The organism is Shimwellia blattae DSM 4481 = NBRC 105725, from assembly GCF_000262305.1.
GTDB lineage: Bacteria > Pseudomonadota > Gammaproteobacteria > Enterobacterales > Enterobacteriaceae > Shimwellia > Shimwellia blattae.
This window is the reverse complement of record NC_017910.1, coordinates 707746-731748: the sequence shown is the minus strand read 5'-3', so window position 1 is coordinate 731748 and position 24003 is coordinate 707746. Positions and strand designations below refer to the sequence as shown.

The following is a 24003-nucleotide window of genomic DNA, read 5'->3' as shown; positions in this document are numbered from 1 at the left end:
TTCCCCACTCACAAATATAAACCAGGTTACATAAGTCAATCAGGAATAGTAATGAACGGATATCTTATGTTTGCTCTAGCCCTCACCCCTTTATTACTTATGGTGTTTTTAATATTGAAATTGAAAATGCCCATCCACTATTCAGTATTGATTTCACTGGCGTTCACGTCGGCGCTGTCAGTCATATTCTGGGGTATGCCGCTACAGGATCTTGAGGCCTCAATTGGCTATGGTGCGCTCAAAGGATTATGGCCCATCGTGATTGTTATCCTCGGCGCTATCTTCAGCTATAACGTGATGCAGGCGACCAAAGCGCTGGATATTCTGCGCGATACCCTCGCCAGTATCAGTGATGATAAGCGTATTCAGGTGCTGCTGATCTCGTGGTGTTTTGGCGGGTTTCTTGAAGCGGCTGCCGGGTACGGTACTGCCGTTGCGATTCCGATCGGTATCCTTGTTGCCCTGGGGTTTAGCCCGCTGAAAGCGGCGATTGCATCACTGGTGGCAAACACCGTGCCCACGGCGTTCGGCGCAGTGGGTATTCCGGTCTCTATTCTGGCTGAGCAGGTGAATCTGCCGGTTTATGCCCTGGGCGGGACCATTATTCTGCAGCTGGCTTTGTTTAATATTCTGCTGCCGTTTGTCATTGTGTGTATCGTGGGTGGTGGGCTGAAAGCTATCCGCGGGGTGTTTCTTATTACGTTACTGTGCGGTATCACCACGCTGATTCCGCAGTATTTTGTTGCGATACATCTTGGCGCTGAGTTACCCGCTTTTGCCGGTAGCCTGGTAAGCCTGTTTGTTGTGGCGATTGCCAGCCGCCTGCGCAAAGGGAAAACAGACCCCGAGTGGCGGATCGAGACCAGCCATAACCGTGAAACAACACCGCGCTCCCCAATGGTGCTGTTCCGGGTGGGCTCTATTTACCTGTTCATTTTTGTCTTTATTCTGCTGTGCTCGCCTTTATTCCCGACAATAAAAGCGGCGGCGTCTCAGTGGGCCTCGGTGCTGCATTTCACCCTGGCCAGTGGCCAGACCCTGGCGCTGAAAGCGGAGTGGATCACCACCCCAGGGATGCTGATAATCTTTGCGACCATTATTGGCGGCTTTATTCAGGGTGCCTCTGCCCGTGGTATGCTGGAGGTGTTTGTCAGAACGATCCTCCAGCTTAAGAACTCTATCGTGGCGATTATGGCGATCGTTGCGCTGGCCACGGTGATGGATCTCAGCGGTATTATCTCCACGCTTGCCCAGTCTATTGTCGATCTGACCGGTAGTTCGTATGTCTTCCTCGCCCCGGTGATTGGCGCGCTGGGGACCTTTATCACCGGCAGCGACACTAACTCTAATATCCTGTTCGGCAAGCTACAGACCATTGCGGCCGGGAAATTAGATATTGATCCAAACTGGCTGGCGGCGGCCAATACTTCTGGCGCGACCGGCGGGAAAATGATTTCGCCACAAAGTATCGCCATCGCGGTTTCCGCCACCAAAATGGAAGATCAGGCCGACCAGATTATGTCCGGCACTATGAAATACTGCTGTGCCTACATCGTGATTCTGGGGTTAAAAGTGGGTCTCTTCTATTACTGGTTTATGGCTTAGACCGGTTTACAGGGAGATAAACGCCCGGTGCTGGCGAATGTGGTCAGCACCGGGCGTAACCGTGATTTCTGTAGATCTTGTCTGGTCCCCCAGAACACTCAGCATTTCCCCCTCTTCAATGTTAATATGGCGCTAATTTCATGCTGATAATGAAGATTCAACGATGAGCAATGCACAGCAGCGCGAGCGCTTAAAAAAAACGTACACTAACATCGGTAATAACGTAAAACAGTTGCGAATAGCCCGAAATCTTTCACTCAATGAGCTGGCAAAACTTTCCGGCATCTCCAAAGCGACCCTTTCCACGCTGGAGTCCGGTGGTTCTAATCCTCGCGTAGACACACTGGACGCTATAGCCAGCGCACTGAGACTCACATTAGGTGATCTGCTCGGTAACAATAACAAACGCTACCCCTATATTGAAAAAAATACCGACTATCAGGGAGATTACTCCCAGGTAATGAAGTTCCGCATCGGCCAGGGAAACATCACCGAGATATGGCACTTACAAATGAATCCAGGGGTGATAATCAATAGTCCGGCGCATATATCAGGGACACATGAACATATCATTGTCCACCTCGGTACACTGCTTCTGAAAATATCTGACAGTGAAAGCATTATTTTGCAGCCCGGGGATTTCTATGCCTTTTCAGGTGATGTGAAACATGCGTATATTTGTGCCGATGATCCTGTAAGTGCGACAGTTATCATGTCTTACAGTACACAAGGATAGCCCGGCTATGATCGTGCTATTCAGGTGGTGAATCCACACGTTAATGATCATTTATAACGCCTCCCTTCAGCAAGACGCCCCAACAGAGCCGCACATATAATAAGCCCTCCTCCCGTCGCTTGCAGGACACTGAGCATTTCCCCCATGATGGTGATAGCAAAGACTGCCGCAAAGGCCGGTTCGAGGGACAAAATTAACCCGACCCGGGTCGGACTGGTCATTTTAGCTGCATACATCTGCATCAGGAATGCAAACGCAGTCGCCAGCAGACTGAGGAATATAATGAAGCCCCATATCGAAACAGATATTTCAGGGATATATAGCAATGATGCAGGTTCAGTCAGTATAACGGTGGACAACCCAAGGGCCGCGACAACAAGTAATTCAATTAATGTGATATTGATTAATGAGTAATCCTTACCGGCGGTCTGCCTGCCAAACATAAATATCTGAAAGCCGCGAATCAGTGCAGCTAATAAGATAAGAAGATCGCCTTGATTGAACGCAATACTCCCACTGGTGGTAAAGCTCAACATTCCGCCACCGGCAAGGGACATAAAGCAGGTAAAATATATAAATTTGCTTTGTTTTCTCTTGCCAGGAAAACGCTCAAAAAATGGTACCAACACCACCGATAACGCAATCAGGAAACCAGCATTCGTCGCCGAAGTGTGTTGAACGCCAAATGTTTCAAATGTCAGGATGGCATAAAGAAGTACACCAAACATGACTCCATTAACCACTTCGCCACGGGTAATGCTGCTTAAGCGGACGCGAGCGCCGACAAACATAAAAGGAACAGCCAGCGCAAATCTTAGCATTAAAAACAGAGGAACCGTGACGCCCGCCTGAATGATAATCTGCATCAGGGAGTAACTTGCTCCCCAGGAGAGGGCAACGATTAATAACCCGAAGTCAATGACCCAAAGTCGGCTGCGCGGCGCCAGAATAGAATCATCAGACATAATACTCCCCTAACGGGGCATGCCCGGCGTCATAGCTTATCCGCAGCGTACCCTTTTTAAACTTTATTCCTTTAAGGCTAAACGCATTAATTCTTGCCAAATCATCCGTATGCGTTCCGGCACAAGGCACAGGCTCTGATTGATCAATCTGACATAGACGTGTGGCCCCCTCGAACCAGCATCTTATTGCCGCCCCCTGCTGAATACACTGGCAAATGATGCTCTCAATATCAGTCGCGTCTAAGCGTTCGGCCGGAATGGCAGAACTCTCTACGGCGCTAAATTCAACCCGGGACTCGCCAGGGAAATGGTGCCCCCGGACAGCTATCCACCCGAATTGACGCATTTCCCGGTTCAGTAAATGCCCGGCTGTATGCAGTGCGGCGTGGTATACACGGGTATCTGCCGATACCGCTGAAGCAACGTTTGTTCCTACAGGCGGCGAAAAAGAAGACTGCGGATAAAGAACCACTAAGCCTGATGGGTGTTTTTTTACCACCACCGGGATCTTATTAACCCACCCGGTGTCTGCAGGTTGCCCACCCCCCTGCGGATGAAAAATATTATCCTGCAAAGCAATCCATTGCCCTCCCCCATCAACGCCGGTAGCAATGACACTGCTTACTGTATTAAAGCGATAAGTATCCTCCAGATAACACTGGTTTTGTTGCATAGCTATCTTCCTTATTTTGTACAAAAAAGTGGTCTGGGCAGGTTTCCGGACAAATTATGGGTTGCTATACGGTTACAGGCATTACAGGCTGGACCAGAAACAATGCAACAACCAAATTTAACCACGAGTATTTCCGCCATATTCAGTTCCCCCCGTCCCCATTTACAATCACCCCAGGCTGCAAATCACTCAGAATCAGACCATTGCGGGCCGTTAGCGCATTACGGGCAGGAGGTATATAAACAGCATCAGGAAACTGAACAGCCCGAAAAACTCAGTCAGAGTTAACACATCATGTGCCAGTGAATCAGTAATCACCACACCCCACCTGTTCTGAATAAAAGTAAAACAACAAATAAAAACGAACAAATGATTTTATTGTCAAAGTGGAAATATCATCACAACTAATTGTTATTAAATGATAAAAAAATAAAAACCAACAACAAAAACAAAAATTCTGTTCGTTTTAATTTAACACAAATGTGCAACTGAAGAGTATCCGGGGCAGTCATGGTAACAGGCGCTGGCTACACTCCTCTTCCAAACCGTCAGGGAGATCTGGCTATATCTGATGTCATTTCCAGTAATCCCGGAGTCAATCGAAATATGTGATCTAAAGAAAAAGCCACGGAGCTCTTGATATCAGGCCCCCTAAAACAGCTCGCGTTAATCGGGAAACTCAGGGCGCGTATCCGGTAGCCTCTATCTGTCACATACTCAGGGTTACCCTCAATGTCAGGATAGTTGTCACTCCCTCTGAAAAATAATCCTGAGGGCACGGAGTGACAGATGAAACGAATTTCCCCGGAGCGCAAGGCCTCAACACTGGCAAAATTATTCCCGCCCTACAATATGACCGTCGCGGCTGTTGCACAGATGGAAGGGATCGCCGAAGCTACACTGTATCACTGGCGTAAACAGGCTAAAGCAGAGGGGAAACCGGTGCCGGGTAACAGTAAAAACAGTGAGCAGTGGCCAGCAGAAGCCCGTTTTGCCGCCATTGTGGAAACCGCCACGTTAAGTGAAACAGAAATCGCAGAATACTGCCGTAAAAAAGGGCTGTATCCTGAGCAGCTGATACAGTGGAAGCAGGGCTTTATACAGACCGGAAACCCCGGTGATAAAGCAGCGCTGAAGCAAAGTCAGAAGGAAGTTAAACAGCTTAAAAAAGAGCTGGTCCGTAAGGAGAAAGCGCTGGCGGAGGCGGCAGCGATACTGGTACTGCGAAAAAAGCTCAGGGATTACTACGGGGAAACGGACGGGGACGACTGACCCCGGCGGATGAACGACAACAGTTCATTCAGTGGATTAATGAAGCGGTGGTCTCTGGCGCAAGGCTTGCAGTCGCCTGCCGTGAAGTGGCCATCAGCCTGCGTACCTGGTGGCGGTGGCAAAAATGTCCGGAGGATGGTCGTCCGGGGGCAATAAGACCCGCCCCGGCGAATCGCCTCAGCACGGGGGAAGAGCAGCAGATACGGGATATCTGCCACAGGCCGGAATATGCCCGTCTGCCGCCATCACAGATTGTGCCCCGGCTGGCCGACAGGGGAATTTACCTGGCCAGTGAGTCGACATTTTACCGGATATTACGCCGCCATAATGAAGTCCACCACCGGGGACGTCAGTCGCGGCCACAGCGGGTGCCAGCCCCGACGACCTTTACAGCCAGAGCGCCCTGCCAGGTCTGGTCATGGGACATCACCTGGCTGCCCTGCGTGGTGCGTGGTCGCTGGTATTATCTGTATATGATAATTGACCTGTACAGCCGGAAAATCACGGGCTACGAGGTTCATGAAACGGAAAGTGGCGGGCTGGCTGCAGCGCTAATGCAGCGGACAACGCTGCGTGAGGGCTGCTGGCGTCAGCCGCTGGTGCTGCATGCAGATAACGGAGCCGCCATGAAATCGCAGACCCTGCAGATGAAGCTGTATGAGCTGAATATCATACCGTCACACAGCAGGCCACGGGTAAGTAACGATAACGCGTATGCAGAGTCGTTGTTCCGGACACTGAAATATGTACCACAGTGGCCGTCATCGGGGTTCAGAACGCTGAGTGATGCCCGGGAGTGGGTGGAGAAATTTACCCACTGGTACAACGAAGAGCACCGCCACAGCGGGATACGGTATGTCACCCCGGCACAGCGACACCGGGGAGAAGATCACGCGCTTCTGAGGCAACGGGATGAACTGTACCGTCAGGCACAGAAAACACATCCTGAGCGCTGGTCAGGCAGAACGAGAAACTGGCAACCCGAAGGTCCGGTAATGCTGAATCCGGAAAGGGGAAAACAGGCCGCTTAAATTAACCTGGGGTGACAACTACCTTGACACTTACCGGTTAATCGCAGTCAGTAAAAATATGACTCTGGCTACTTTGGGAGGAGCTTTCATCACATCACGTCAATAGCAACTCCGCACATCTCCATACCGACACATGTTTGTTACAATATACAAACAGGGCCTATCATCTAACTGCCAGGAAGACGATGCTTATGAATGATTCTACGATTAAAAAAAAGCCTGTATCCAGTAATCTGAATAAACCGGTGTTTTACACTTCTGCTCTATTTATTGTTCTGATTGTGGCATTTGCCGCTGTGTATCCTGAGACTGCGGACCGTCATTTGAGCCTGCTGCAGAATCAGATATTCACGAATGCCAGCTGGTTTTACGTACTGGCTGTGGCATTGATTCTGCTGAGTGTTACTTTTCTCGGATTGTCTCGTTACGGGGATATCAAACTGGGGCCGGACCATGCAGAGCCGGACTTCAGTTACCACTCATGGTTCGCCATGCTGTTTTCTGCTGGTATGGGGATAGGCCTTATGTTCTTCGGGGTTGCAGAGCCGGTAATGCACTATCTATCCCCCCCGGTTGGAACACCTGAAACTGTTGAAGCCGCTAAGCAGGCGCTCAGGTTAACGTTCTTCCACTGGGGACTTCATGCCTGGGCAATTTATGCCATTGTGGCACTGATCCTCGCATTCTTTAGTTACCGACACGGGCTACCACTAACCCTGCGTTCAGCACTATTTCCCATTATTGGCAACCGAATATATGGACCCATCGGGCATGCGGTAGATATTTTTGCAGTTATCGGTACGGTCTTCGGGGTAGCGACCTCCCTGGGATACGGCGTATTGCAGGTCAATGCCGGGCTCAACCATCTGTTTGGCGTGCCGGTTAATGAAGCAGTGCAAGTCACACTGATTATAGTAATTACCACCCTGGCGACGATCTCCGTGGTATCCGGCCTGGATAAAGGCATCCGTATTCTTTCTGAGCTGAATCTTGGTCTGGCCGTTTTACTGTTAATTCTGGTTTTATTACTGGGCCCGACAGTCCTGTTACTAAAGTCCTTCGTAGAAAATACCGGTGGCTATCTTTCAGAGCTGGTCAGTAAAACCTTTAACCTTTATGCCTATGAACCGACATCCGGGCACTCCAGCAGTTGGCTGGGGGGCTGGACATTACTCTACTGGGGCTGGTGGCTTTCCTGGTCACCATTTGTCGGGATGTTTATTGCCCGCGTTTCACGGGGGCGTACTATCCGTCAGTTTGTGACCGGCGTTCTGTTTGTTCCGGCCGGTTTTACACTGCTGTGGATGACCGTATTTGGTAACAGCGCTATCCACCTGATTACAGCGGAAGGTGCCCGTGACCTGGCCACCACGGTACAGCACGATGTCGCACTGGCACTGTTTAATTTCCTTGAGCATTTTCCTTTCTCAACAATACTGTCTTTTGTGGCAATGGCCATGGTGGTGATTTTCTTTGTAACATCCGCAGACTCTGGTGCAATGGTGGTTGATACACTGGCAGCAGGTGGCTCCAGTAACGCCCCTGTCTGGCAGCGTATCTTCTGGGCGGCTATGATGGGGGTGGTCGCAATCGCACTACTGGTAGCGGGTGGATTAAGTGCGCTTCAGACCGTGACAATTGCCAGTGCGCTTCCATTTTCTATTGTACTGTTAATCTCAGTTTACGGCCTTTTAAAGGCGTTAAAGCGGGATTTAACCAAAAAAGAAAGTCAGAATCTGGCAACCATTGCGCCAACGGCTGCCCGTAACCCAATTCCCTGGCAACGTCGCTTACGTAATATCGCCTACATGCCCAAACGTTCTCTGGTCAAACGTTACATGGATGAAGTGATTTTTCCGGCGATGAGTCAGGTAGAAGAGGAGCTTAGAAAACAAAGCACAACCAGCCATATCAGTAACCACGAGGATGACCGTATCCGCCTGGAAGTTGACCTTGGTAACGAGCTGAACTTTATTTATGAAGTACGCCTGAAAGGGTATAACACGCCAGCGTTTGCGCTGGATGGTCTGGATAATGACGACCAGAATCAGGAGTACCATAAATATTACCGGGCTGAAGTATACCTCAAAGAAGGTGGACAGAATTATGATGTCATGAGCTGGAACCAGGAGCAGTTAATTCACGACATCCTCGATCAGTATGAGAAACATCTGCACTATCTTTACTTAGTCCGGTAAATCAGTAAGCAGACTGCCCCCAGGCAGTCTGCGTCAAGGCGTGATATTTTCAAAATGCAGTGGTCACTCAAAAAGACGGTAATCCCCCCAGTTCAGTCCAAATGGACTCCTGTGTTCCGTGTTTCCGGAATTGCTGCGGCACCGATTGTTCCGCATTGGCCAGCAACTCCGCACAACTTTTCAAAATAACCTGGTAATCCCCCCGAAAAACCGGTGTGTTCATAAGTAGAATTTTCTCGTAATCTGAACCGGGAAGATCTCTATGAAAAAATCACGCTTTACCAACAGCCAGATCATGGCCATCCTCAAGCAGGCTGAGGCCGGAACGCCAGTTGCTGAACTGTGTCGCGAGCATGGTATGAGCAATGCCAGTTTCTACAAGTGGCGTTCACGCTTTGGCGGAATGGATGCATCCATGATGGCCCGACTAAAAGAGCTGGAAGATGAAAACCGCCGCCTGAAAAAGATGTATGCCGAAGAACGGCTCAAAGCCGAAATTATTCAGGAAGCTATGGCAAAAAAGTGGTGAAGCCATCGCAGCGAAAGCAGATGGCACAGGATGCGGTCAGGCACCGAAGCGTCAGCATACGTTTTGCCTGCCAGTTGTTTTCTGTCAGCGAAAGTTGCTATCGCTATCAGCCTCAACTGAATGAAGAAAATACGGTTATTGCTGACTGGCTGCTCCGTATCACCGACAGTCAGCGCAACTGGGGTTTTGGTCTGTGCTTTTTGTACCTGCGTAACGTAAAAGGCTTTAAGTTCAATCACAAAAGGATATACCGGATTTATTGCGAGTTGTCGCTGAACATGCGAATTAAACCGAAAAAACGACTGAAACGGGATAAGCCCGTGCCGCTGGCGGTACCTGAAAGCCGCAATGAATGCTGGTCGATGGACTTCATGCACGATCAACTGTCGGATGGTCGTTCCGTCCGATTGCTGAATGTTATCGATGACTTTAATCGTGAAGCGTTGGCCATTGAGGTGGATTTTTCTCTTCCCGCAAATCGTGTGGTGAGGACTCTCGAGCAACTCATTGAGTGGAAAGGTAAACCAGCAGCAATACGATGTGATAATGGGCCAGAATATACCGGCAGGATACTGATGTCATGGACTGCTCAGCAGAGGGTAGTTTATGTTGTACCTGCTAAGGCGGGGCAATGTAACTAACTGATGAATCATAAGTTGTTGATTTATCAGGAGATTGGAGCGGGCGAAGGGAATCGAACCCTCGTATAGAGCTTGGGAAGCTCTCGTTCTACCATTGAACTACGCCCGCATCTGAAGTGCGTTAGGGATTATAAACGTTCGCACCACGGAGGCAAGAGCTTATCGCACTAAGTGATGGTATTTTAAGCGTTTGCGGCCAATTATTTCTCCGCCCGGTGTTTGCCCGTCAGCAGGACGGGCTTTTCCCCTGTTGCGGCAGGTAGCGCTGGGGATCAATGGCCGTGGCTTTGTAGCGAATCTGGAAATGCAGCCGTACCGATTCGGCACCGCTACTGCCCATGGTGGCGATTTTCTGCCCGGCTTTCACCTTTTCACCGTTGTGCACCAGCATGGTGTCATTATGCGCATAGGCCGTAATGTACCGCTCGTCGTGCTTGATCATGATCAGATTGCCGTAACCGCGCAGCTGGTTACCGGCATACACCACCGTCCCCGCCCCGGAGGCATAAACCGGATCGCCCTGCTTCCCGGCGATATCAATGCCTTTATTACCGCCGTCAGCGCTGGAATAGGGCAAAATCACCCGCCCGCTGGCAGGCCAGCGCCAGCAGCGATCGCCCACCGGCGGCCAGCCCACGGCGGGTTTTGCCGGCATACGCACCGCACCGGTGGTGCGTTTACTGGAGGCGACAGCAGAGCCGCGCCGCTTGCTGGCAGGTGCAGTGCCGTTTACCCGCAGCTTCTGGCCGACATTAATCGTATAGGGGGCTTTAAGACCATTGAGCCGGGCAAGCTCCGCTACAGAAGTGCCCGTCTCCCGGGAGACGCGATACAGGGTATCGCCGCGTTTTACCGTCCAGGTGGTGCCGCTATAACCGTCACCGCCTTTACCGGCACAGGCCGCCAGAATCAGGCAGCAGGCCAGTAACCCGCCCCGCCTGAGCCACAGGATTAACTGCGATCCTTTGCTCCACATGATTCCCTTCTCCTGTTCAGCTGATACCCGGGCAGGAATGGTAACATTTCTGAGGCGGCAGCCAAAATCATGTAAGAAGTCACCCGGTGGCCCTGGTACCTCTCACTTTTGACAATACCCTGATAACGCTAACAAAGTTATCTTTCCCGGCCTTCAATATCACAAATAACAAACATTTTTTTGACATTAACGCATATTCCCCTTAGCCTCCAGCTTGTATACAAGATGAATACAACAATCGTGGCGCAACCAACTTCAGGATAATGCTATGGATAATCAGCAAACCTCCCTTATTGCCCGTCAGTCCGTTATCACAGAGAAAACGCAGACACACGGCCGGTTGCGCTGGGGACTGGGACTGTTGTTCTTTGTAATTGGTCTTATCGCTTACATGGATCGCGCTAATATCTCCATCGTTGCGGAACATATGATGCACGACCTGGATATGACGAAAGTCGAATTTGGCCTGCTGGGTGCTCTGTTTTCATTAGGCTATGCTGTTGCACAAATCCCCAGTGGCATGCTGGCAGAGCGGTTTGGCTGCCGGATTATTGTCAGCCTGAGCCTCTTATTGTGGTCATTATTCACACTGCTAACCGCAACAACGCCCCGCTTTATCTGGCTGTGCCTGGTACGCTTTCTGTTTGGGGTTGGCGAAGCGCCAACCTACCCCGGTAATGCGGTATTTAACAGCTGGTGGTTTCGTAAAAATGAAAAAGCACGGGCGGCCAGCCTGCTACTGGCAGGATCTTATTTTGGCCCCGTCATTGCCCCGACAATAACAGTGCTGATTATGCTCGCCTGGGGCTGGCATGCGGTGTTCTATATTTTTGGCGCTGCGGGCAGCGTTATTGCGCTACTTTGGTACATTATTTCCCGTGACAGACCGGATGTGCATCCATGGATCTCGGACGCTGAACTGAAGCATATTCGCGAAGGCCGCACAATTTCACAGAAAGAGACAGCAGCAAAGGCTCCGTGGCGCCAGTTTATGCGCAACCGTGAGTTTTGGGCGGTCGGGATCCAGTATTTTTTCGTGGTATATATGACCACGCTGTTTCTCATTTGGTTACCCACCTATCTCCAGGAAGCTCGAGGTTTCTCTCTGACACACATGGGTATCGCCGCCAGCTTCCCGTGGCTGGCTATCTGCCTGTGCGTACTTTTTGGCGGTAAGTTGTCGGACAGTTTACTCCAGCGTGGCTGTTCGCTGATGGTCGCCCGTGGCTACCTGGCTATCGCAGGCTTCATCCTGTTTATTATCGGCACACTGGCTGTCGCAATGACGCACGCCCCTTTCATAAGCGTATTCTGGCTGACACTAACGCTGGGCGCTCTCGGCTTACCCGTTGTGGCTTCCTGGGCCATCGCCGCAGATAAGGGCCAGCAATATTCAGGATCAGTCAGCGGCTGGATGAATCTTTGGGGCAACCTTGGCGGTGTGATCTCTCCGGTGTTATGCGGTTTTCTGGCTCAGCACTTCGGCTGGAATATCGCCCTGCTATTTAACATCGTGCCCATTGCCCTCGCGATTGTCTGCTGGTTCTTCATCAATCCCGATCGTCTATTTACCCCCGTCCAACACGCTTAAGGAGTCGTTATGTTTACGCTAAACCCACGTATCCCTGGTATCACGCCTGCCCTGGTAAAAGCAGTGGCCGAAGTTTGCCCTTCAACGCTGGGGCACATGACGGATTTTGGCTTTATTAAATCACTCTCATCCATTCTTCCCGGACAACGCTTTGCGGGAAATGCCGTTACCGTTCGTATTCCTCATATGGATTCGTGCGCAGTACATAAGGTATTTGATCTGGTACAACCTGGCGATGTGGTCTGCATTGATATGTCGGGTGACACTGACCGGGCCTGCTGGGGAGAACTGGTCTCTTATATGGCCCGGGCCAGTAACATTGCCGGTGCCATTATTGACGGCTGTGTGACTGATCTGCACGCACTACGTGAAATCGGCGTACCGCTTTATGCGCGTAATGTCAGCCCGCTCACAACCCGGATTTTAGGAATCGAAGGTGCAATTAACGTCCCGGTATCGATTGACGGAGTCACGGTAAACCCGGGTGACCTGATCCTGGCCGATGACGACGGCATTATAGTTATCCCTCCCGAACAGGTCAGTGGATGGGCAGCACGCGCACTGGAAGCTCAGCATGCGGAAATCAAAATTAAGCAACGTATTGATAACGGTGAGTCTCTGGCATCTATTTCCGGGGCTGCTCGTTTCTTTGAGAAGGAGGCGCACTCATGAAAATTGCGCTGGGGCAGTTCACAACCGATACGGATAAAGCCGTTAATCTGGCACAAGCAGAAGCGGCAATCCGGGAGGCCAGCCAGAATGGCGCGCAACTTCTGGTGCTGCCGGAAACGTTCATGGCGTTTATTCCCCCCTCTTCTGCCACCTGCTATGCGGATATTGCCGAGCCTCTTGAAGGGCCTTTCGTCACCAGGCTTTGCACTGCCGCACATACTGCCGGCATTTATCTGGCAGTGGGGATATTTGAGCGCAACCCCGAAGATACTGTCCGTGTCTGGAACACCACACTCCTGATTGATAATCACGGCAAACTTCTGCACGCCTATCGAAAAACACACCTGTATGATGCATTTTCCTACCAGGAGTCCCGGAATATTATTCAGGGCGATAACGCAATTCAGGTAGTTAATACTGAGTTGGGGCGTATCGGGTTGATGGTGTGCTACGAACTTCGCTTTCCTGAAATAGCGCGTGAACTGGCGCTTCAGGGCGCTGATTTTATTATTGTGCCCACCGCCTGGGTTCACGGGCCACTTAAGGAGCAGCATTTCCAGACTCTGGTCTGCGCCCGGGCGCTGGAAAACACACTGCCAGTAGTAGTCTGCGATCAAACCGGTAATATCTACAGCGGCCGCAGCCTGGTGTGTGATGCGATGGGCGTACCCCGCAATAGCATGGGAATCGAGCAAGGGATCATCTACAGCGATATTGATTACGAACATACACGGACAGCCCGTGAGGCTTTGCCCTGCCTCGAACATCGCCGCGCTGAGCTTTACACGCTGCTGAGCAAATAAACCCGATCGACCGGCCCGATTGTGATAACTGGCGTTAGCATTTTTACCTGTGAATTAGAGTTATATGTTTATAAAAATCGTTTTTATCGCCATATGGCTGGGACAGGTCAGTACCGTGAATTACTCTCTTGTAGTGGTTTACTGAATTTGGCCACCTGAACAGAGGTGATATGCTCACCTCAGAACACTACAGGTGCACCAATGAAACGAAGAAATTTTAGTCCTGAATTCAAACGCGAATCCGCTCAGCTGGTTGTCGACCAAAATTACACAGTTGCACAAGCAGCGAAGGCCATGGATGTCGGCCTTTCCACGATGACAAAATGGGTCAAACAACTGCGTGATGAGCGTCAGGGCAAAACGCCAAAATCTTCTCCGATAACCCCGGAGCAAATCGAAATACGCGAGCTGAGAAAAAAGCTGCAACGCATTGAAATGGAAAATGATATTTTAAAAAAGGCTACCGCGCTCTTGATGTCAGACTCCCTGAACAGTTCTCGATAATCGGGAAGCTCAGGGCGCGTTATCCTGTGGCCACTCTCTGCCACGTGTTCGGGGTTCATCGCAGCAGTTACAAATACTGGAAAAATCGTCCTGAAAAGCCAGACGGCAGACGGGCTGTATTACGAAGCCAGGTACTTGAGCTGCACAACATCAGCCACGGTTCGGCCGGAGCAAGGAGCATCGCGACAATGGCAACTCAGAGAGGCCATCAGATGGGGCGCTGGCTCGCTGGCAGGCTAATGAAAGAGCTTGGGCTGGTCAGTTGCCAGCAACCAACTCACCGGTATAAGCGTGGTGGTCATGAACATGTTGCTATCCCTAATCACCTTGAGCGGCAGTTCGCCGTAACAGAGCCAAACCAGGTGTGGTGCGGCGATGTGACCTATATCTGGACGGGTAAGCGTTGGGCGTACCTGGCCGTTGTTCTCGACCTGTTCGCAAGAAAACCAGTGGGCTGGGCAATGTCGTTCTCGCCGGACAGCAGACTCACCATGAAGGCGCTGGAAATGGCATGGGAAACGCGTGGTAAGCCCGTCGGAGTGATGTTCCACAGCGATCAGGGCAGTCATTATACGAGCAGGCAGTTCCGGCAGTTGCTGTGGCGATACCGGATCAAACAGAGTATGAGTCGGCGCGGAAACTGCTGGGATACTCATTCTAATATACTTTCAAATACCGGATCGGACTGACCCGTGCTGGGATTGGCCCAGATGCCTTTGTGTTGACCTGTCGTCCGATTCAGGTATTTCCCGGGCATAGCCGGGCCCAGCGTTTGTGACCTGATAGGAGCTTTGTGCTGCATCCCGAGTGTCCTGTCCGGCGATGGGGATGGTTGTGCTACCAATATCTGGGGGCAAACCATGCAAAATGACTGTCAATCTCCTGAAAGCGTGATCCTGGGTGTCGATACACACCTTGATGTTCATGTCGGTGCTGTTATCAGTCAGGCAGGTAAACTGCTTGGCACCCGTATTATTCAAACAAATCAAACGGGCTATCTTGAACTACTTGATTGGGCTCGCTCTTTTGGGATCCTCGAACGAGCTGGCATTGAGGGAACCGGGACGTATGGCGCTGCGTTAACACGTTTTCTCATTAAGAATAGTATTTATGTTGTTGAAGTTAACCGGCCAGATCGCTCAAAACGCCGCCTTGAAGGGAAGTCAGATCCTCTGGATGCAGAGAATGCAGCCCGGACAGTACTTTCAGGGAGCAGCAAGGCCATACCAAAAATGCAGTCCGGCGCGTGTGAAGCTCTCCGGATTATCAGTGTTGCCCGACGCAGTGCAGTAAAAGCCCGCACGCAGGCGATTAATCAGCTTCGTGCGCTGCTGGTGAGTGCCCCTCAGGATGTTCGCGACAAACTCTGGAAATCGAAACCACACGAATGCGTAACCGCCTGCATTAACAGCGAGGTGTCAGAGTACTCCCCCTTACGGATAGCCCTGTGTAGCACGCTTCGAAGTCTTGCTAAACGATGGATAGTCCTGACTGAAGAGCTGAATGAACTGGACGAATCTCTGGATAAACTGACCCGCAAATATGCCAGTAATCTTCGTAGCCAGTTTGGGGTAGGCCCACAGACGGCTGCGACGCTGCTGGCCGTTGCAGGTGATAACCCCGAACGTTTAAAAAATGAAGCGGCTCTGGCTTCGCTCTGTGGTGTAAATCCGTTACCAGCATCATCAGGAAAAACTGTCAGGCACAGATTAAACCGCGGAGGCTCACGTGAAGCTAACAACGCCCTGTGGACAATAGCCCTTGTGCGTATGCGTAGTGATCCGCGCACAAAAATCTATGTAAACAGACGAACGGGTGAAGGGTTGTCGACCAAAGAGATCCTGAGATGCCTGAAACGCTACATCGTCCGTGAACTCTATCCATTGATTTTATCGGACCTCGCCTATGCCAATCGCCCGCTCTTGACATAGGAGCGTCAATAGCCCAATGGAACGCTTCTTCCGGAGTCTGAAGAACGAATGGGTACCAGTGACAGGTTACGTAAGCTTCAGCGATGCGACTCACGCCATAACGGACTACATCGTTGGATATTACAGCGCACTCAGGCCGCACGAATATAACGGTGGATTACCACCAAACGAATCAGAAAATCGATACTGGAAAAACTCTAACTCGGTGGCCAGTTTTTGTTGACCACTACACTTCCGGAACAGGAGAATGATAAAACCAGTCTGGTAAATAGCCCCATTCATCAGAGCGGGCCATGACTGCGGTAAGTGTCAAGGTAGTTGTCACCCCAGGTTAATTTAAGCGGCCTGTTTTCCCCTTTCCGGATTCAGCATTACCGGACCTTCGGGTTGCCAGTTTCTCGTTCTGCCTGACCAGCGCTCAGGATGTGTTTTCTGTGCCTGACGGTACAGTTCATCCCGTTGCCTCAGAAGCGCGTGATCTTCTCCCCGGTGTCGCTGTGCCGGGGTGACATACCGTATCCCGCTGTGGCGGTGCTCTTCGTTGTACCAGTGGGTAAATTTCTCCACCCACTCCCGGGCATCACTCAGCGTTCTGAACCCCGATGACGGCCACTGTGGTACATATTTCAGTGTCCGGAACAACGACTCTGCATACGCGTTATCGTTACTTACCCGTGGCCTGCTGTGTGACGGTATGATATTCAGCTCATACAGCTTCATCTGCAGGGTCTGCGATTTCATGGCGGCTCCGTTATCTGCATGCAGCACCAGCGGCTGACGCCAGCAGCCCTCACGCAGCGTTGTCCGCTGCATTAGCGCTGCAGCCAGCCCGCCACTTTCCGTTTCATGAACCTCGTAGCCCGTGATTTTCCGGCTGTACAGGTCAATTATCATATACAGATAATACCAGCGACCACGCACCACGCAGGGCAGCCAGGTGATGTCCCATGACCAGACCTGGCAGGGCGCTCTGGCTGTAAAGGTCGTCGGGGCTGGCACCCGCTGTGGCCGCGACTGACGTCCCCGGTGGTGGACTTCATTATGGCGGCGTAATATCCGGTAAAATGTCGACTCACTGGCCAGGTAAATTCCCCTGTCGGCCAGCCGGGGCACAATCTGTGATGGCGGCAGACGGGCATATTCCGGCCTGTGGCAGATATCCCGTATCTGCTGCTCTTCCCCCGTGCTGAGGCGATTCGCCGGGGCGGGTCTTATTGCCCCCGGACGACCATCCTCCGGACATTTTTGCCACCGCCACCAGGTACGCAGGCTGATGGCCACTTCACGGCAGGCGACTGCAAGCCTTGCGCCAGAGACCACCGCTTCATTAATCCACTGAATGAACTGTTGTCGTTCATCCGCCGGGGTCAGTCGTCCCCGTCCGTTTCCCCGTAGTAATCCCTGAGCTTTTTTCGCAGTACCAGTATCGCTGCCGCCTCCGCCAGCGCTTTCTCCTTACGGACCAGCTCTTTTTTAAGCTGTTTAACTTCCTTCTGACTTTGCTTCAGCGCTGCTTTATCACCGGGGTTTCCGGTCTGTATAAAGCCCTGCTTCCACTGTATCAGCTGCTCAGGATACAGCCCTTTTTTACGGCAGTATTCTGCGATTTCTGTTTCACTTAACGTGGCGGTTTCCACAATGGCGGCAAAACGGGCTTCTGCTGGCCACTGCTCACTGTTTTTACTGTTACCCGGCACCGGTTTCCCCTCTGCTTTAGCCTGTTTACGCCAGTGATACAGTGTAGCTTCGGCGATCCCTTCCATCTGTGCAACAGCCGCGACGGTCATATTGTAGGGCGGGAATAATTTTGCCAGTGTTGAGGCCTTGCGCTCCGGGGAAATTCGTTTCATCTGTCACTCCGTGCCCTCAGGATTATTTTTCAGAGGGAGTGACAACTATCCTGACATTGAGGGACTGTCAGGTGTTAACATCTGGCTGCGGGCACTTGTCCGCCTGCGGGCAACTTCTTATACTCGGTGCTCTCCACGCGGGTTAAGGAAACCATGCAGTATGTCGGAGCACTCTCTGAGCCATCAGGCGTATATCGCCATCAAAAACCGCATCATCAGGCGTGAGTATCAGCGTGATAGCTATACCTCTGAGAATAAACTGGTAGAAGAACTTGGCATGAGCCGCACGCCGATTCGCGAGGCTTTGCACCAGTTGCAAAGCGAGGGTTTGCTAAAAATCATTCCGCGTAAAGGGATCCTTATCCAGCAACTTTCACTGAAAGAGATCCGCGATTACTACGATTTACGTCTGGCTATTGAACTGCAAACGTTACGCCAGCTACAAGGTTATCTGACAGACACACATTTTCATCCGCTGGAGCAGTGCATTCAGCGACAACAGGAAGCATTAGACCATCAGGACTACGGCCACTGGCTTGAGGAAGACAAACGCTTCCATCGCTATCTGATATCCCTTACCAGCAATGAGGTTTTCCTGGCGCTGTCCGATAATATTCGCCAGCGCGTGTATTACCAGCCCGACCCTCTCCGGCGCCATGCTTATTACACGGCCTCTACCGGGGAACATCAGGCTATTGTGGCCGCACTGAAAAATCAGGATATTGCACTGGCGGAGCAGCTAATGACAACGCACATCTTGCGTGGCCGCGAACACGCGATATCCGGTTAGATCTGATACAAACATCCTCCGGCATAGCCGGAGGTTTTTCAAATGCGCCTGTAAGGCTCTGTTACCAGCCGCGCCCTAACAGGCGCATACGATCTGACATTTGCATCCAACTCCGTTACTTACGGCCCGTAAACGGGCTACCCGGATACAGGATCGACAACTGCTCCCCCATTTTATCCTCTTCAAGCTGGTGCTTTATGTACTCCTGTATCTTCGCCGTGTTCTTGCCTACCGTATCCACATAGTAACCCCGGCACCAGAACTCCCTGTTTCTGTATTTGAACTTCAGATCTCCAAACTGCTCATACAGCATCAGGCTGCTCTTTCCCTTCAGATACCCCATAAAACCCGACACGCTCATTTTCGGCGGGATCTCCACAAGCATATGAATATGATCTGCGCAACATTCTGCCTCCAGAATATGTACGTTTTTCCATTCACATAGCTTTCTCAGGATCCCCCCTATTGCTCTGCGTTTCTCTCCATAAAACGCCTGTCTACGGTATTTTGGGGCAAAAACAATGTGATATTTACAGTTCCATCGGGTGTGCGCTAAGCTCTTTTCGTCCCCCATTGGGACCCCCTTTTGATTTTTTGTTTAACTCTTGCAGTTGCCAGACCGCAAGGTGTTTTAACAAATCAAAAGGGGTTTTAATAACTGGCTCAAAGCTGAAAGCTTCACGGAACCCCCAGCCTAGCTGGGGGTTTTCTATAGACAAAAAAATACCGCCCCGGGGGGCGGTATTGTTCAGCCAGTGTGGCAAGCCACAGGCGATAATTATTTCTGCGGACGCAGAGCCGGGAACAGGATAACGTCGCGGATGGTGTGGCTGTTGGTGAACAGCATCATCAGGCGGTCGATACCAATACCCAGACCAGCGGTCGGCGGCAGGCCATGCTCCAGTGCGGTAACATAGTCTTCGTCGTAGAACATCGCTTCGTCATCGCCGTTAGCTTTCGCGTCAACCTGCTCGCGGAAACGTTCAGCCTGGTCTTCAGCGTCATTAAGCTCGGAGAAGCCGTTACCGATTTCACGGCCGCCGATGAAGAACTCAAAGCGGTCAGTGATTTCCGGGTTCACGTCGTTACGACGAGCCAGCGGGGAGATTTCTGCCGGGTATTCAGTAATGAAGGTCGGCTGAATCAGATGTTCTTCAGCAACTTCATCAAAGATTTCCGCAGTTACGCGGCCCAGGCCCCAGCTTTTCTCAACTTTGATGCCCAGAGATTCAGCCAGCGCTTTCGCGGTGTCGAAGCTCTTCAGGTCATCCATATTGGTTTCCGGACGGTATTTTTTGATGGCTTCCAGCATGGTCAGTTTTTCGAACGGTTTGCCGAAATCAAACACATGCTCGCCGTACTGCACGTCAGTATGGCCCAGAACGGTTTCTGCCAGGGTACGGAACAGAGACTCGGTCAGCTCGATCAGGTCTTTGTAATCCGCATACGCCATATAGAGTTCCATCATGGTGAACTCAGGGTTGTGGCGTACAGAGATACCTTCGTTACGGAAGTTACGGTTGATTTCGAACACGCGCTCAAAACCACCCACAACCAGACGCTTCAGGTACAGTTCCGGGGCAATACGCAGATACATGTCCATATCCAGCGCATTGTGGTGAGTGATGAACGGACGCGCAGACGCCCCACCCGGGATAACCTGCATCATCGGGGTTTCAACTTCCATAAAGCCACGCTCTACCATGAACTGGCGGATACCGGCCAGAATACGGGAACGGGTCTGGAAAGTTTTACGGGATTCGTCGTTAGCGATCAGGTCCAGATAACGCTGGCGATAACGGGTTTCCTGGTCTGCCAGGCCGTGGAACTTGTCCGGCAGCGGGCGCAGTGCTTTAGTCAGCAGACGCAGCTCTGTACAGTGGATGGACAGCTCGCCGGTTTTAGTCTTAAACAACTTACCGCGCGCACCCAGAATATCCCCGAGGTCCCATTTTTTGAATTCGTCATAGATGCCTTCCGGCAGATCATCACGGGATACATACAACTGAATACGGCCACCCACATCCTGCAAGGTCACGAAGGACGCTTTACCCATAATACGGCGGGTCATCATGCGCCCGGCAACACTGACTTCAATATTCAGTGATTCCAGCGCTTCTGCGTCTTTGGCGTCGAAGTCGGCATGCAGTTGGTCAGAGGTATGATCGCGGCGGAAATCGTTAGGGAATGCCACACCCTGCTTGCGCAGTGCCGCCAGCTTCTCACGACGAGTCTGTAATTCGTTGTTAAGATCCTGTACGGCTTCGGTGCTACCCTGTGATTGTTGTTCAGACATTTTGGTTCCTCATAACCCAGCTTTCAAACTTGCTTCGATAAATTTGTCCAGATCGCCATCCAGTACAGCTTGTGTGTTGCGGGTTTCTACCCCAGTACGCAAGTCCTTGATGCGCGAATCATCCAGAACATAAGAGCGGATCTGGCTGCCCCAGCCGATGTCAGATTTTGTCTCTTCCACCGCCTGTTTTTCGGCATTTTTCTTCTGCATTTCCAGCTCGTATAACTTCGCCTTCATCTGCTTCATGGCCTGATCTTTGTTCTTGTGCTGAGAACGATCGTTCTGGCACTGCGTTACCAATCCCGTTGGAACGTGGGTAATACGCACCGCGGATTCTGTGCGGTTAACGTGCTGCCCACCAGCACCTGACGCACGATACACATCGATACGCAGGTCCGCAGGGTTGATTTCAATATCAATATCATCATCCACTTCCGGGTACACAAACGCGGAGCTGAACGATGTATGACGGCGGCCGCCGGAGTCAAACGGGCTTTTACGCACCAGGCGGTGAACACCGGTTTCGGTGCGCAGCCAGCCATAAGCATAGTCCCCTGCGATACGGATCGTCGCAGATTTTATTCCGGCCACTTCGCCTTCGGATTCTTCGATAATTTCCGTTTTGAAGCCCCGGGCCTCAGCCCAGCGCAGATACATACGGACTAACATACTGGCCCAGTCCTGAGCCTCAGTACCGCCGGAGCCTGCCTGGATATCCAGGTAGCAGTCTGCGCTGTCATATTCGCCGGAGAACATGCGGCGGAACTCCAGCTGAGCCAGTTTGGCTTCTAATCCGTCCAGTTCGACAACCGCCTCACTGAACGTTTCTTCATCATCCGCCTCAACAGCCAGATCCAGCAAGCCCGAGACATCTTCAAGACCCTGACGCATCTGGTCCAAAGTGTCAACTATTGCTTCCAGGGAGGAACGTTCTTTGCCCAAAGATTGAGCGCGTTCTGGCTCGTTCCATACGTCCGGCTGTTCCAGCTCGGCATTTACTTCTTCAAGACGCTCTTTCTTAGCATCGTAGTCAAAGATACCCCCTAAGAACGTCGCTGCGCTCGGTGAGGTCCTGAATGCGGTTTTTTACCGGATTAATTTCAAACATAGTCTGTAGAATCTTTCGTAAATGACAGAAGAAAATTTCGGAATGTAAGGACCCGAGTCTACCGGATCCCCTGCGCCTTTTATAGCGAATCCGGCGTTATAATGGCCAGATATTGTCGATAATCAATTGCAAACTCCGGTTGCCGCGAAACTCGTTTACATCCAGCTTATAAGCGAGCTCAACCTCGCGCACGCTGTTATCCGGCCAGCGGGCAGGATCGATATTAAACGCGATACCGTCCAGTAGCGGCCCGCCACCGACCGGCTCGACCATCACCTTAAGGTGGCGCTCCCCCACGATGCGCTGTTGCAGCAGGCGGAACTTACCGTCAAATACCGGTTCCGGGAACATCTGCCCCCAGGGGCCCGCATCGCGCAGCAGCTCGGCCATCTCCATGGTCATCTCCGGGGCCGTGAGCGGGCCATCTGACCAGATCTCTCCCTGTAGCATAGCCGGATCCAGCCAGTTGTTCACCAGGGCGGCAAAACGCTCGCTGAAGGCATCAAACTGCGCCTCTTCAAGGGTCAGCCCGGCAGCCATGGCATGACCACCGAATTTCTGCATCATGCCCGGGTGCAGCGTATCCAGTCGCTCCAGCGCGTCGCGCATATGCAGCCCCTGAACCGAACGGCCGGAGCCCTTCAGCAGGCCGTCACCCGCCGGGGCAAAGGCGATAACCGGGCGGTGGAAACGCTCTTTGATGCGGGAAGCCAGGATCCCCACCACCCCCTGGTGCCACTGGGGGTGGTACAGTGCCAGCCCGGCGGGCAGGGTCTGCGCCTGGTGCCCCAGATCATCACACAGGGCCAGGGCTTCGCTCTGCATGCCCTGCTCTATCTCTTTACGGGTCTGGTTCAGGGCGTCTAGCTCGCTGGCCAGCATCCGCGCCTGGGCCAGATTATCGCTCAGCAGCAGGGATACCCCCACGGACATATCGTCCAGCCGGCCAGCGGCATTCAGCCGTGGCCCCAGGGCGAACCCGAGATCTGTGGCTGTGAGCCGCGCTGCATCGCGGTTGGCAATCTCCAGCAGCGCGCGAATGCCCGGGCGGCATTTCCCGGCGCGGATGCGGCTTAGCCCCTGCCAGGTGAGAATGCGGTTGTTCATATCCAGCGGCACCACATCGGCCACGGTGCCCAGCGCCACCAGATCCAGCAGCTCCGCCAGGTTGGGAATGGCGATTCCCTGCTGTTCAAACCAGCCCGCGTCGCGCAGATGGGTGCGCAGGGCCAGCATCAGGTAAAAAGCCACCCCCACCCCCGCCAGAGACTTGGAGGGAAACGTGCAGTCTGCCAGGTTCGGGTTAATGATTGCTTCGGCCGCGGGCAGCAGATCCCCCGGCAGGTGGTGATCGGTCACCAGCACCGGGATCCCCAGCTCATGGGCCCGGGCCACACCGCTGTGGGATGAGATGCCGTTATCCACGGTCATGATGATTTCCGCACCCCGGGCGTGGGCCTGATCGACCACCTCCGGGCTGAGGCCGTAGCCATCTTCAAAGCGGTTCGGCACCAGGAAGCTGATGCGGGCACCGCCCATGGCGCGCAGCGCCAGCACGCTCAGCGCGGTGCTGGTTGCCCCGTCCGCATCGAAATCGCCGACAATCATGATATGGTGCTGGTGTTGCAGCGCGTCGTGCAGGAGCTTAACGGCGCTCTCAATACCGTTAAGCTGCTGCCAGGGCAGCATGCCTTTTACGCTGCGCTCCAGATCCGCCGCACTCACTACCCCACGGCTGGCATAGATACGTTTAAGAAGCGGCGGCAGGGTATCCGGCAGGGCCGCCGTGTCACTGGCGACCCGGCGGCGAAGTTGTGTTTTATGTTCCACCC

The 24003-nt window shown here is 52.2% G+C and carries 17 protein-coding genes, 1 tRNA gene and 3 pseudogenes; 12 read left to right on the top strand and 9 right to left on the bottom strand.

Going from position 1 to position 24003, the window contains the following annotated elements; translation table 11 throughout:
- Nucleotides 1–51: 51 nt before the first annotated feature.
- The gene (locus EBL_RS03440; protein WP_002442154.1) at nt 52–1605 is read left to right on the top strand and encodes an L-lactate permease; all 1554 of its coding nucleotides are present in this window, start codon (nt 52–54) and stop codon (nt 1603–1605) included.
- Between the two features lie 163 nt (nt 1606–1768).
- Complete coding sequence (locus EBL_RS03435; RefSeq protein WP_002442152.1) at nt 1769–2341, top strand: helix-turn-helix domain-containing protein; 573 nt, start codon at nt 1769–1771, stop codon at nt 2339–2341.
- A gap of 47 nt (nt 2342–2388) precedes the next feature.
- Here the strand turns inward: EBL_RS03435 and EBL_RS03430 are convergent, their stop codons facing one another.
- Both EBL_RS03430 and EBL_RS03425 read right to left on the bottom strand, forming a co-directional pair.
- Complete coding sequence (locus EBL_RS03430) at nt 2389–3306, bottom strand: DMT family transporter (RefSeq protein ID WP_002442148.1); 918 nt, start codon at nt 3304–3306, stop codon at nt 2389–2391.
- Nucleotides 3299–3979, bottom strand: coding sequence for an alanyl-tRNA editing protein (locus EBL_RS03425; protein WP_002442146.1), 681 nt, complete (start codon nt 3977–3979; stop codon nt 3299–3301). Before EBL_RS03425 ends, EBL_RS03430 begins: the two co-directional genes overlap by 8 nt.
- Before the next feature lie 789 nt (nt 3980–4768).
- On the opposite strand from EBL_RS03425, the gene EBL_RS20290 reads away from it, so the two are divergent.
- From EBL_RS20290 to EBL_RS20285, 3 genes and pseudogenes are all read left to right on the top strand, one after another.
- Nucleotides 4769–6282, top strand: a protein-coding gene (locus EBL_RS20290; RefSeq protein ID WP_126298233.1) for an IS3 family transposase whose coding sequence is annotated in 2 segments (ribosomal slippage) — nt 4769–5222 and nt 5222–6282 — 1515 coding nt in all. Because the reading frame shifts where the segments join, the coding sequence is not laid out codon by codon here.
- Nucleotides 6283–6473: 191 nt separating this feature from the next.
- Nucleotides 6474–8480 carry a BCCT family transporter gene (locus tag EBL_RS03410; RefSeq protein WP_002445574.1) on the top strand — a complete coding sequence of 669 codons (2007 nt, stop codon included), beginning with the start codon at nt 6474–6476 and terminating at the stop codon, nt 8478–8480.
- A gap of 262 nt (nt 8481–8742) precedes the next feature.
- Nucleotides 8743–9641 (top strand): annotated as a pseudogene (locus EBL_RS20285) (IS3 family transposase); the annotation flags it as partial.
- Between the two features lie 44 nt (nt 9642–9685).
- On the opposite strand, the gene EBL_RS03395 reads toward EBL_RS20285, so the two are convergent.
- Both EBL_RS03395 and actS read right to left on the bottom strand, forming a co-directional pair.
- A tRNA-Gly gene (locus EBL_RS03395) sits at nt 9686–9759 on the bottom strand.
- Nucleotides 9760–9876: 117 nt separating this feature from the next.
- Entirely contained in the window at nt 9877–10626 is a 750-nt protein-coding gene (actS, locus tag EBL_RS03390) for an amidase activator ActS (RefSeq protein ID WP_002445558.1), read from the bottom strand.
- Between the two features lie 268 nt (nt 10627–10894).
- On the opposite strand from actS, the gene EBL_RS03385 reads away from it, so the two are divergent.
- The 6 genes and pseudogenes from EBL_RS03385 to EBL_RS20430 form a co-directional block, all read left to right on the top strand.
- Nucleotides 10895–12217, top strand: a complete 1323-nt coding sequence (locus tag EBL_RS03385; protein ID WP_002445560.1) for an MFS transporter — start codon at nt 10895–10897, stop codon at nt 12215–12217.
- Nucleotides 12218–12226: 9 nt separating this feature from the next.
- On the top strand, nt 12227–12889 hold the full coding sequence (locus EBL_RS03380) for an RraA family protein (RefSeq protein ID WP_002445562.1): 663 nt from the start codon (nt 12227–12229) through the stop codon (nt 12887–12889).
- Nucleotides 12886–13692, top strand: a complete 807-nt coding sequence (locus EBL_RS03375) for a carbon-nitrogen hydrolase family protein (RefSeq protein ID WP_002445564.1) — start codon at nt 12886–12888, stop codon at nt 13690–13692. Before EBL_RS03380 ends, EBL_RS03375 begins: the two co-directional genes overlap by 4 nt.
- Before the next feature lie 201 nt (nt 13693–13893).
- A pseudogene (locus tag EBL_RS03365) lies at nt 13894–14846 on the top strand (IS3 family transposase); the annotation flags it as partial.
- Between the two features lie 210 nt (nt 14847–15056).
- Nucleotides 15057–16127 (top strand): IS110 family RNA-guided transposase, encoded by a 1071-nt coding sequence (locus tag EBL_RS03360; protein WP_002445664.1) that lies wholly within the window; start codon nt 15057–15059, stop codon nt 16125–16127.
- Nucleotides 16128–16134: 7 nt separating this feature from the next.
- A pseudogene (locus tag EBL_RS20430) lies at nt 16135–16350 on the top strand (integrase core domain-containing protein); the annotation flags it as partial.
- A 113-nt stretch (nt 16351–16463) separates the two neighbouring features.
- On the opposite strand, the gene EBL_RS20280 reads toward EBL_RS20430, so the two are convergent.
- Nucleotides 16464–17977, bottom strand: a protein-coding gene (locus EBL_RS20280; protein ID WP_126298233.1) for an IS3 family transposase whose coding sequence is annotated in 2 segments (ribosomal slippage) — nt 16464–17524 and nt 17524–17977 — 1515 coding nt in all. Because the reading frame shifts where the segments join, the coding sequence is not laid out codon by codon here.
- A 160-nt stretch (nt 17978–18137) separates the two neighbouring features.
- On the opposite strand from EBL_RS20280, the gene EBL_RS03345 reads away from it, so the two are divergent.
- Nucleotides 18138–18767 (top strand): GntR family transcriptional regulator, encoded by a 630-nt coding sequence (locus EBL_RS03345; protein ID WP_002444994.1) that lies wholly within the window; start codon nt 18138–18140, stop codon nt 18765–18767.
- A gap of 115 nt (nt 18768–18882) precedes the next feature.
- Here EBL_RS03345 and tnpA read toward each other — a convergent pair whose 3' ends face one another.
- From tnpA to recJ, 4 genes are all read right to left on the bottom strand, one after another.
- A complete protein-coding gene (gene tnpA / locus EBL_RS03340; RefSeq protein WP_002444991.1) occupies nt 18883–19341 on the bottom strand; it encodes an IS200/IS605 family transposase in 459 nt (152 codons plus the stop codon).
- Between the two features lie 204 nt (nt 19342–19545).
- Nucleotides 19546–21063: a lysine--tRNA ligase gene (gene lysS / locus EBL_RS03335; protein WP_002444987.1), complete on the bottom strand. Its 1518-nt coding sequence runs from the start codon at nt 21061–21063 to the stop codon at nt 19546–19548.
- A 9-nt stretch (nt 21064–21072) separates the two neighbouring features.
- Nucleotides 21073–22171 (bottom strand): peptide chain release factor 2 gene (prfB, locus tag EBL_RS03330; RefSeq protein ID WP_126298241.1). Its coding sequence is split into 2 segments (ribosomal slippage): nt 21073–22095 and nt 22097–22171, totalling 1098 coding nucleotides; the frame shifts between segments, so codons are not numbered across the junction.
- 96 nt (nt 22172–22267) lie between these two features.
- Nucleotides 22268–24001 (bottom strand): single-stranded-DNA-specific exonuclease RecJ, encoded by a 1734-nt coding sequence (recJ, locus tag EBL_RS03325; RefSeq protein WP_002444982.1) that lies wholly within the window; start codon nt 23999–24001, stop codon nt 22268–22270.
- Nucleotides 24002–24003: the final 2 nt, after the last annotated feature.

Bases quoted from the DNA above. Each gene is read 5' to 3' on its own strand.
- EBL_RS03440 (WP_002442154.1), top strand. From the start codon at position 52: ATGAACGGATATCTTATGTTTGCTCTAGCCCTCACCCCTTTATTACTT.
- EBL_RS03435 (WP_002442152.1), top strand. From the start codon at position 1,769: ATGAGCAATGCACAGCAGCGCGAGCGCTTAAAAAAAACGTACACTAAC.
- EBL_RS03430 (WP_002442148.1), bottom strand. From the start codon at position 3,306: ATGTCTGATGATTCTATTCTGGCGCCGCGCAGCCGACTTTGGGTCATT.
- EBL_RS03425 (WP_002442146.1), bottom strand. From the start codon at position 3,979: ATGCAACAAAACCAGTGTTATCTGGAGGATACTTATCGCTTTAATACA.
- EBL_RS03410 (WP_002445574.1), top strand. From the start codon at position 6,474: ATGAATGATTCTACGATTAAAAAAAAGCCTGTATCCAGTAATCTGAAT.
- actS (WP_002445558.1), bottom strand. From the start codon at position 10,626: ATGTGGAGCAAAGGATCGCAGTTAATCCTGTGGCTCAGGCGGGGCGGG.
- EBL_RS03385 (WP_002445560.1), top strand. From the start codon at position 10,895: ATGGATAATCAGCAAACCTCCCTTATTGCCCGTCAGTCCGTTATCACA.
- EBL_RS03380 (WP_002445562.1), top strand. From the start codon at position 12,227: ATGTTTACGCTAAACCCACGTATCCCTGGTATCACGCCTGCCCTGGTA.
- EBL_RS03375 (WP_002445564.1), top strand. From the start codon at position 12,886: ATGAAAATTGCGCTGGGGCAGTTCACAACCGATACGGATAAAGCCGTT.
- EBL_RS03360 (WP_002445664.1), top strand. From the start codon at position 15,057: ATGCAAAATGACTGTCAATCTCCTGAAAGCGTGATCCTGGGTGTCGAT.
- EBL_RS03345 (WP_002444994.1), top strand. From the start codon at position 18,138: ATGTCGGAGCACTCTCTGAGCCATCAGGCGTATATCGCCATCAAAAAC.
- tnpA (WP_002444991.1), bottom strand. From the start codon at position 19,341: ATGGGGGACGAAAAGAGCTTAGCGCACACCCGATGGAACTGTAAATAT.
- lysS (WP_002444987.1), bottom strand. From the start codon at position 21,063: ATGTCTGAACAACAATCACAGGGTAGCACCGAAGCCGTACAGGATCTT.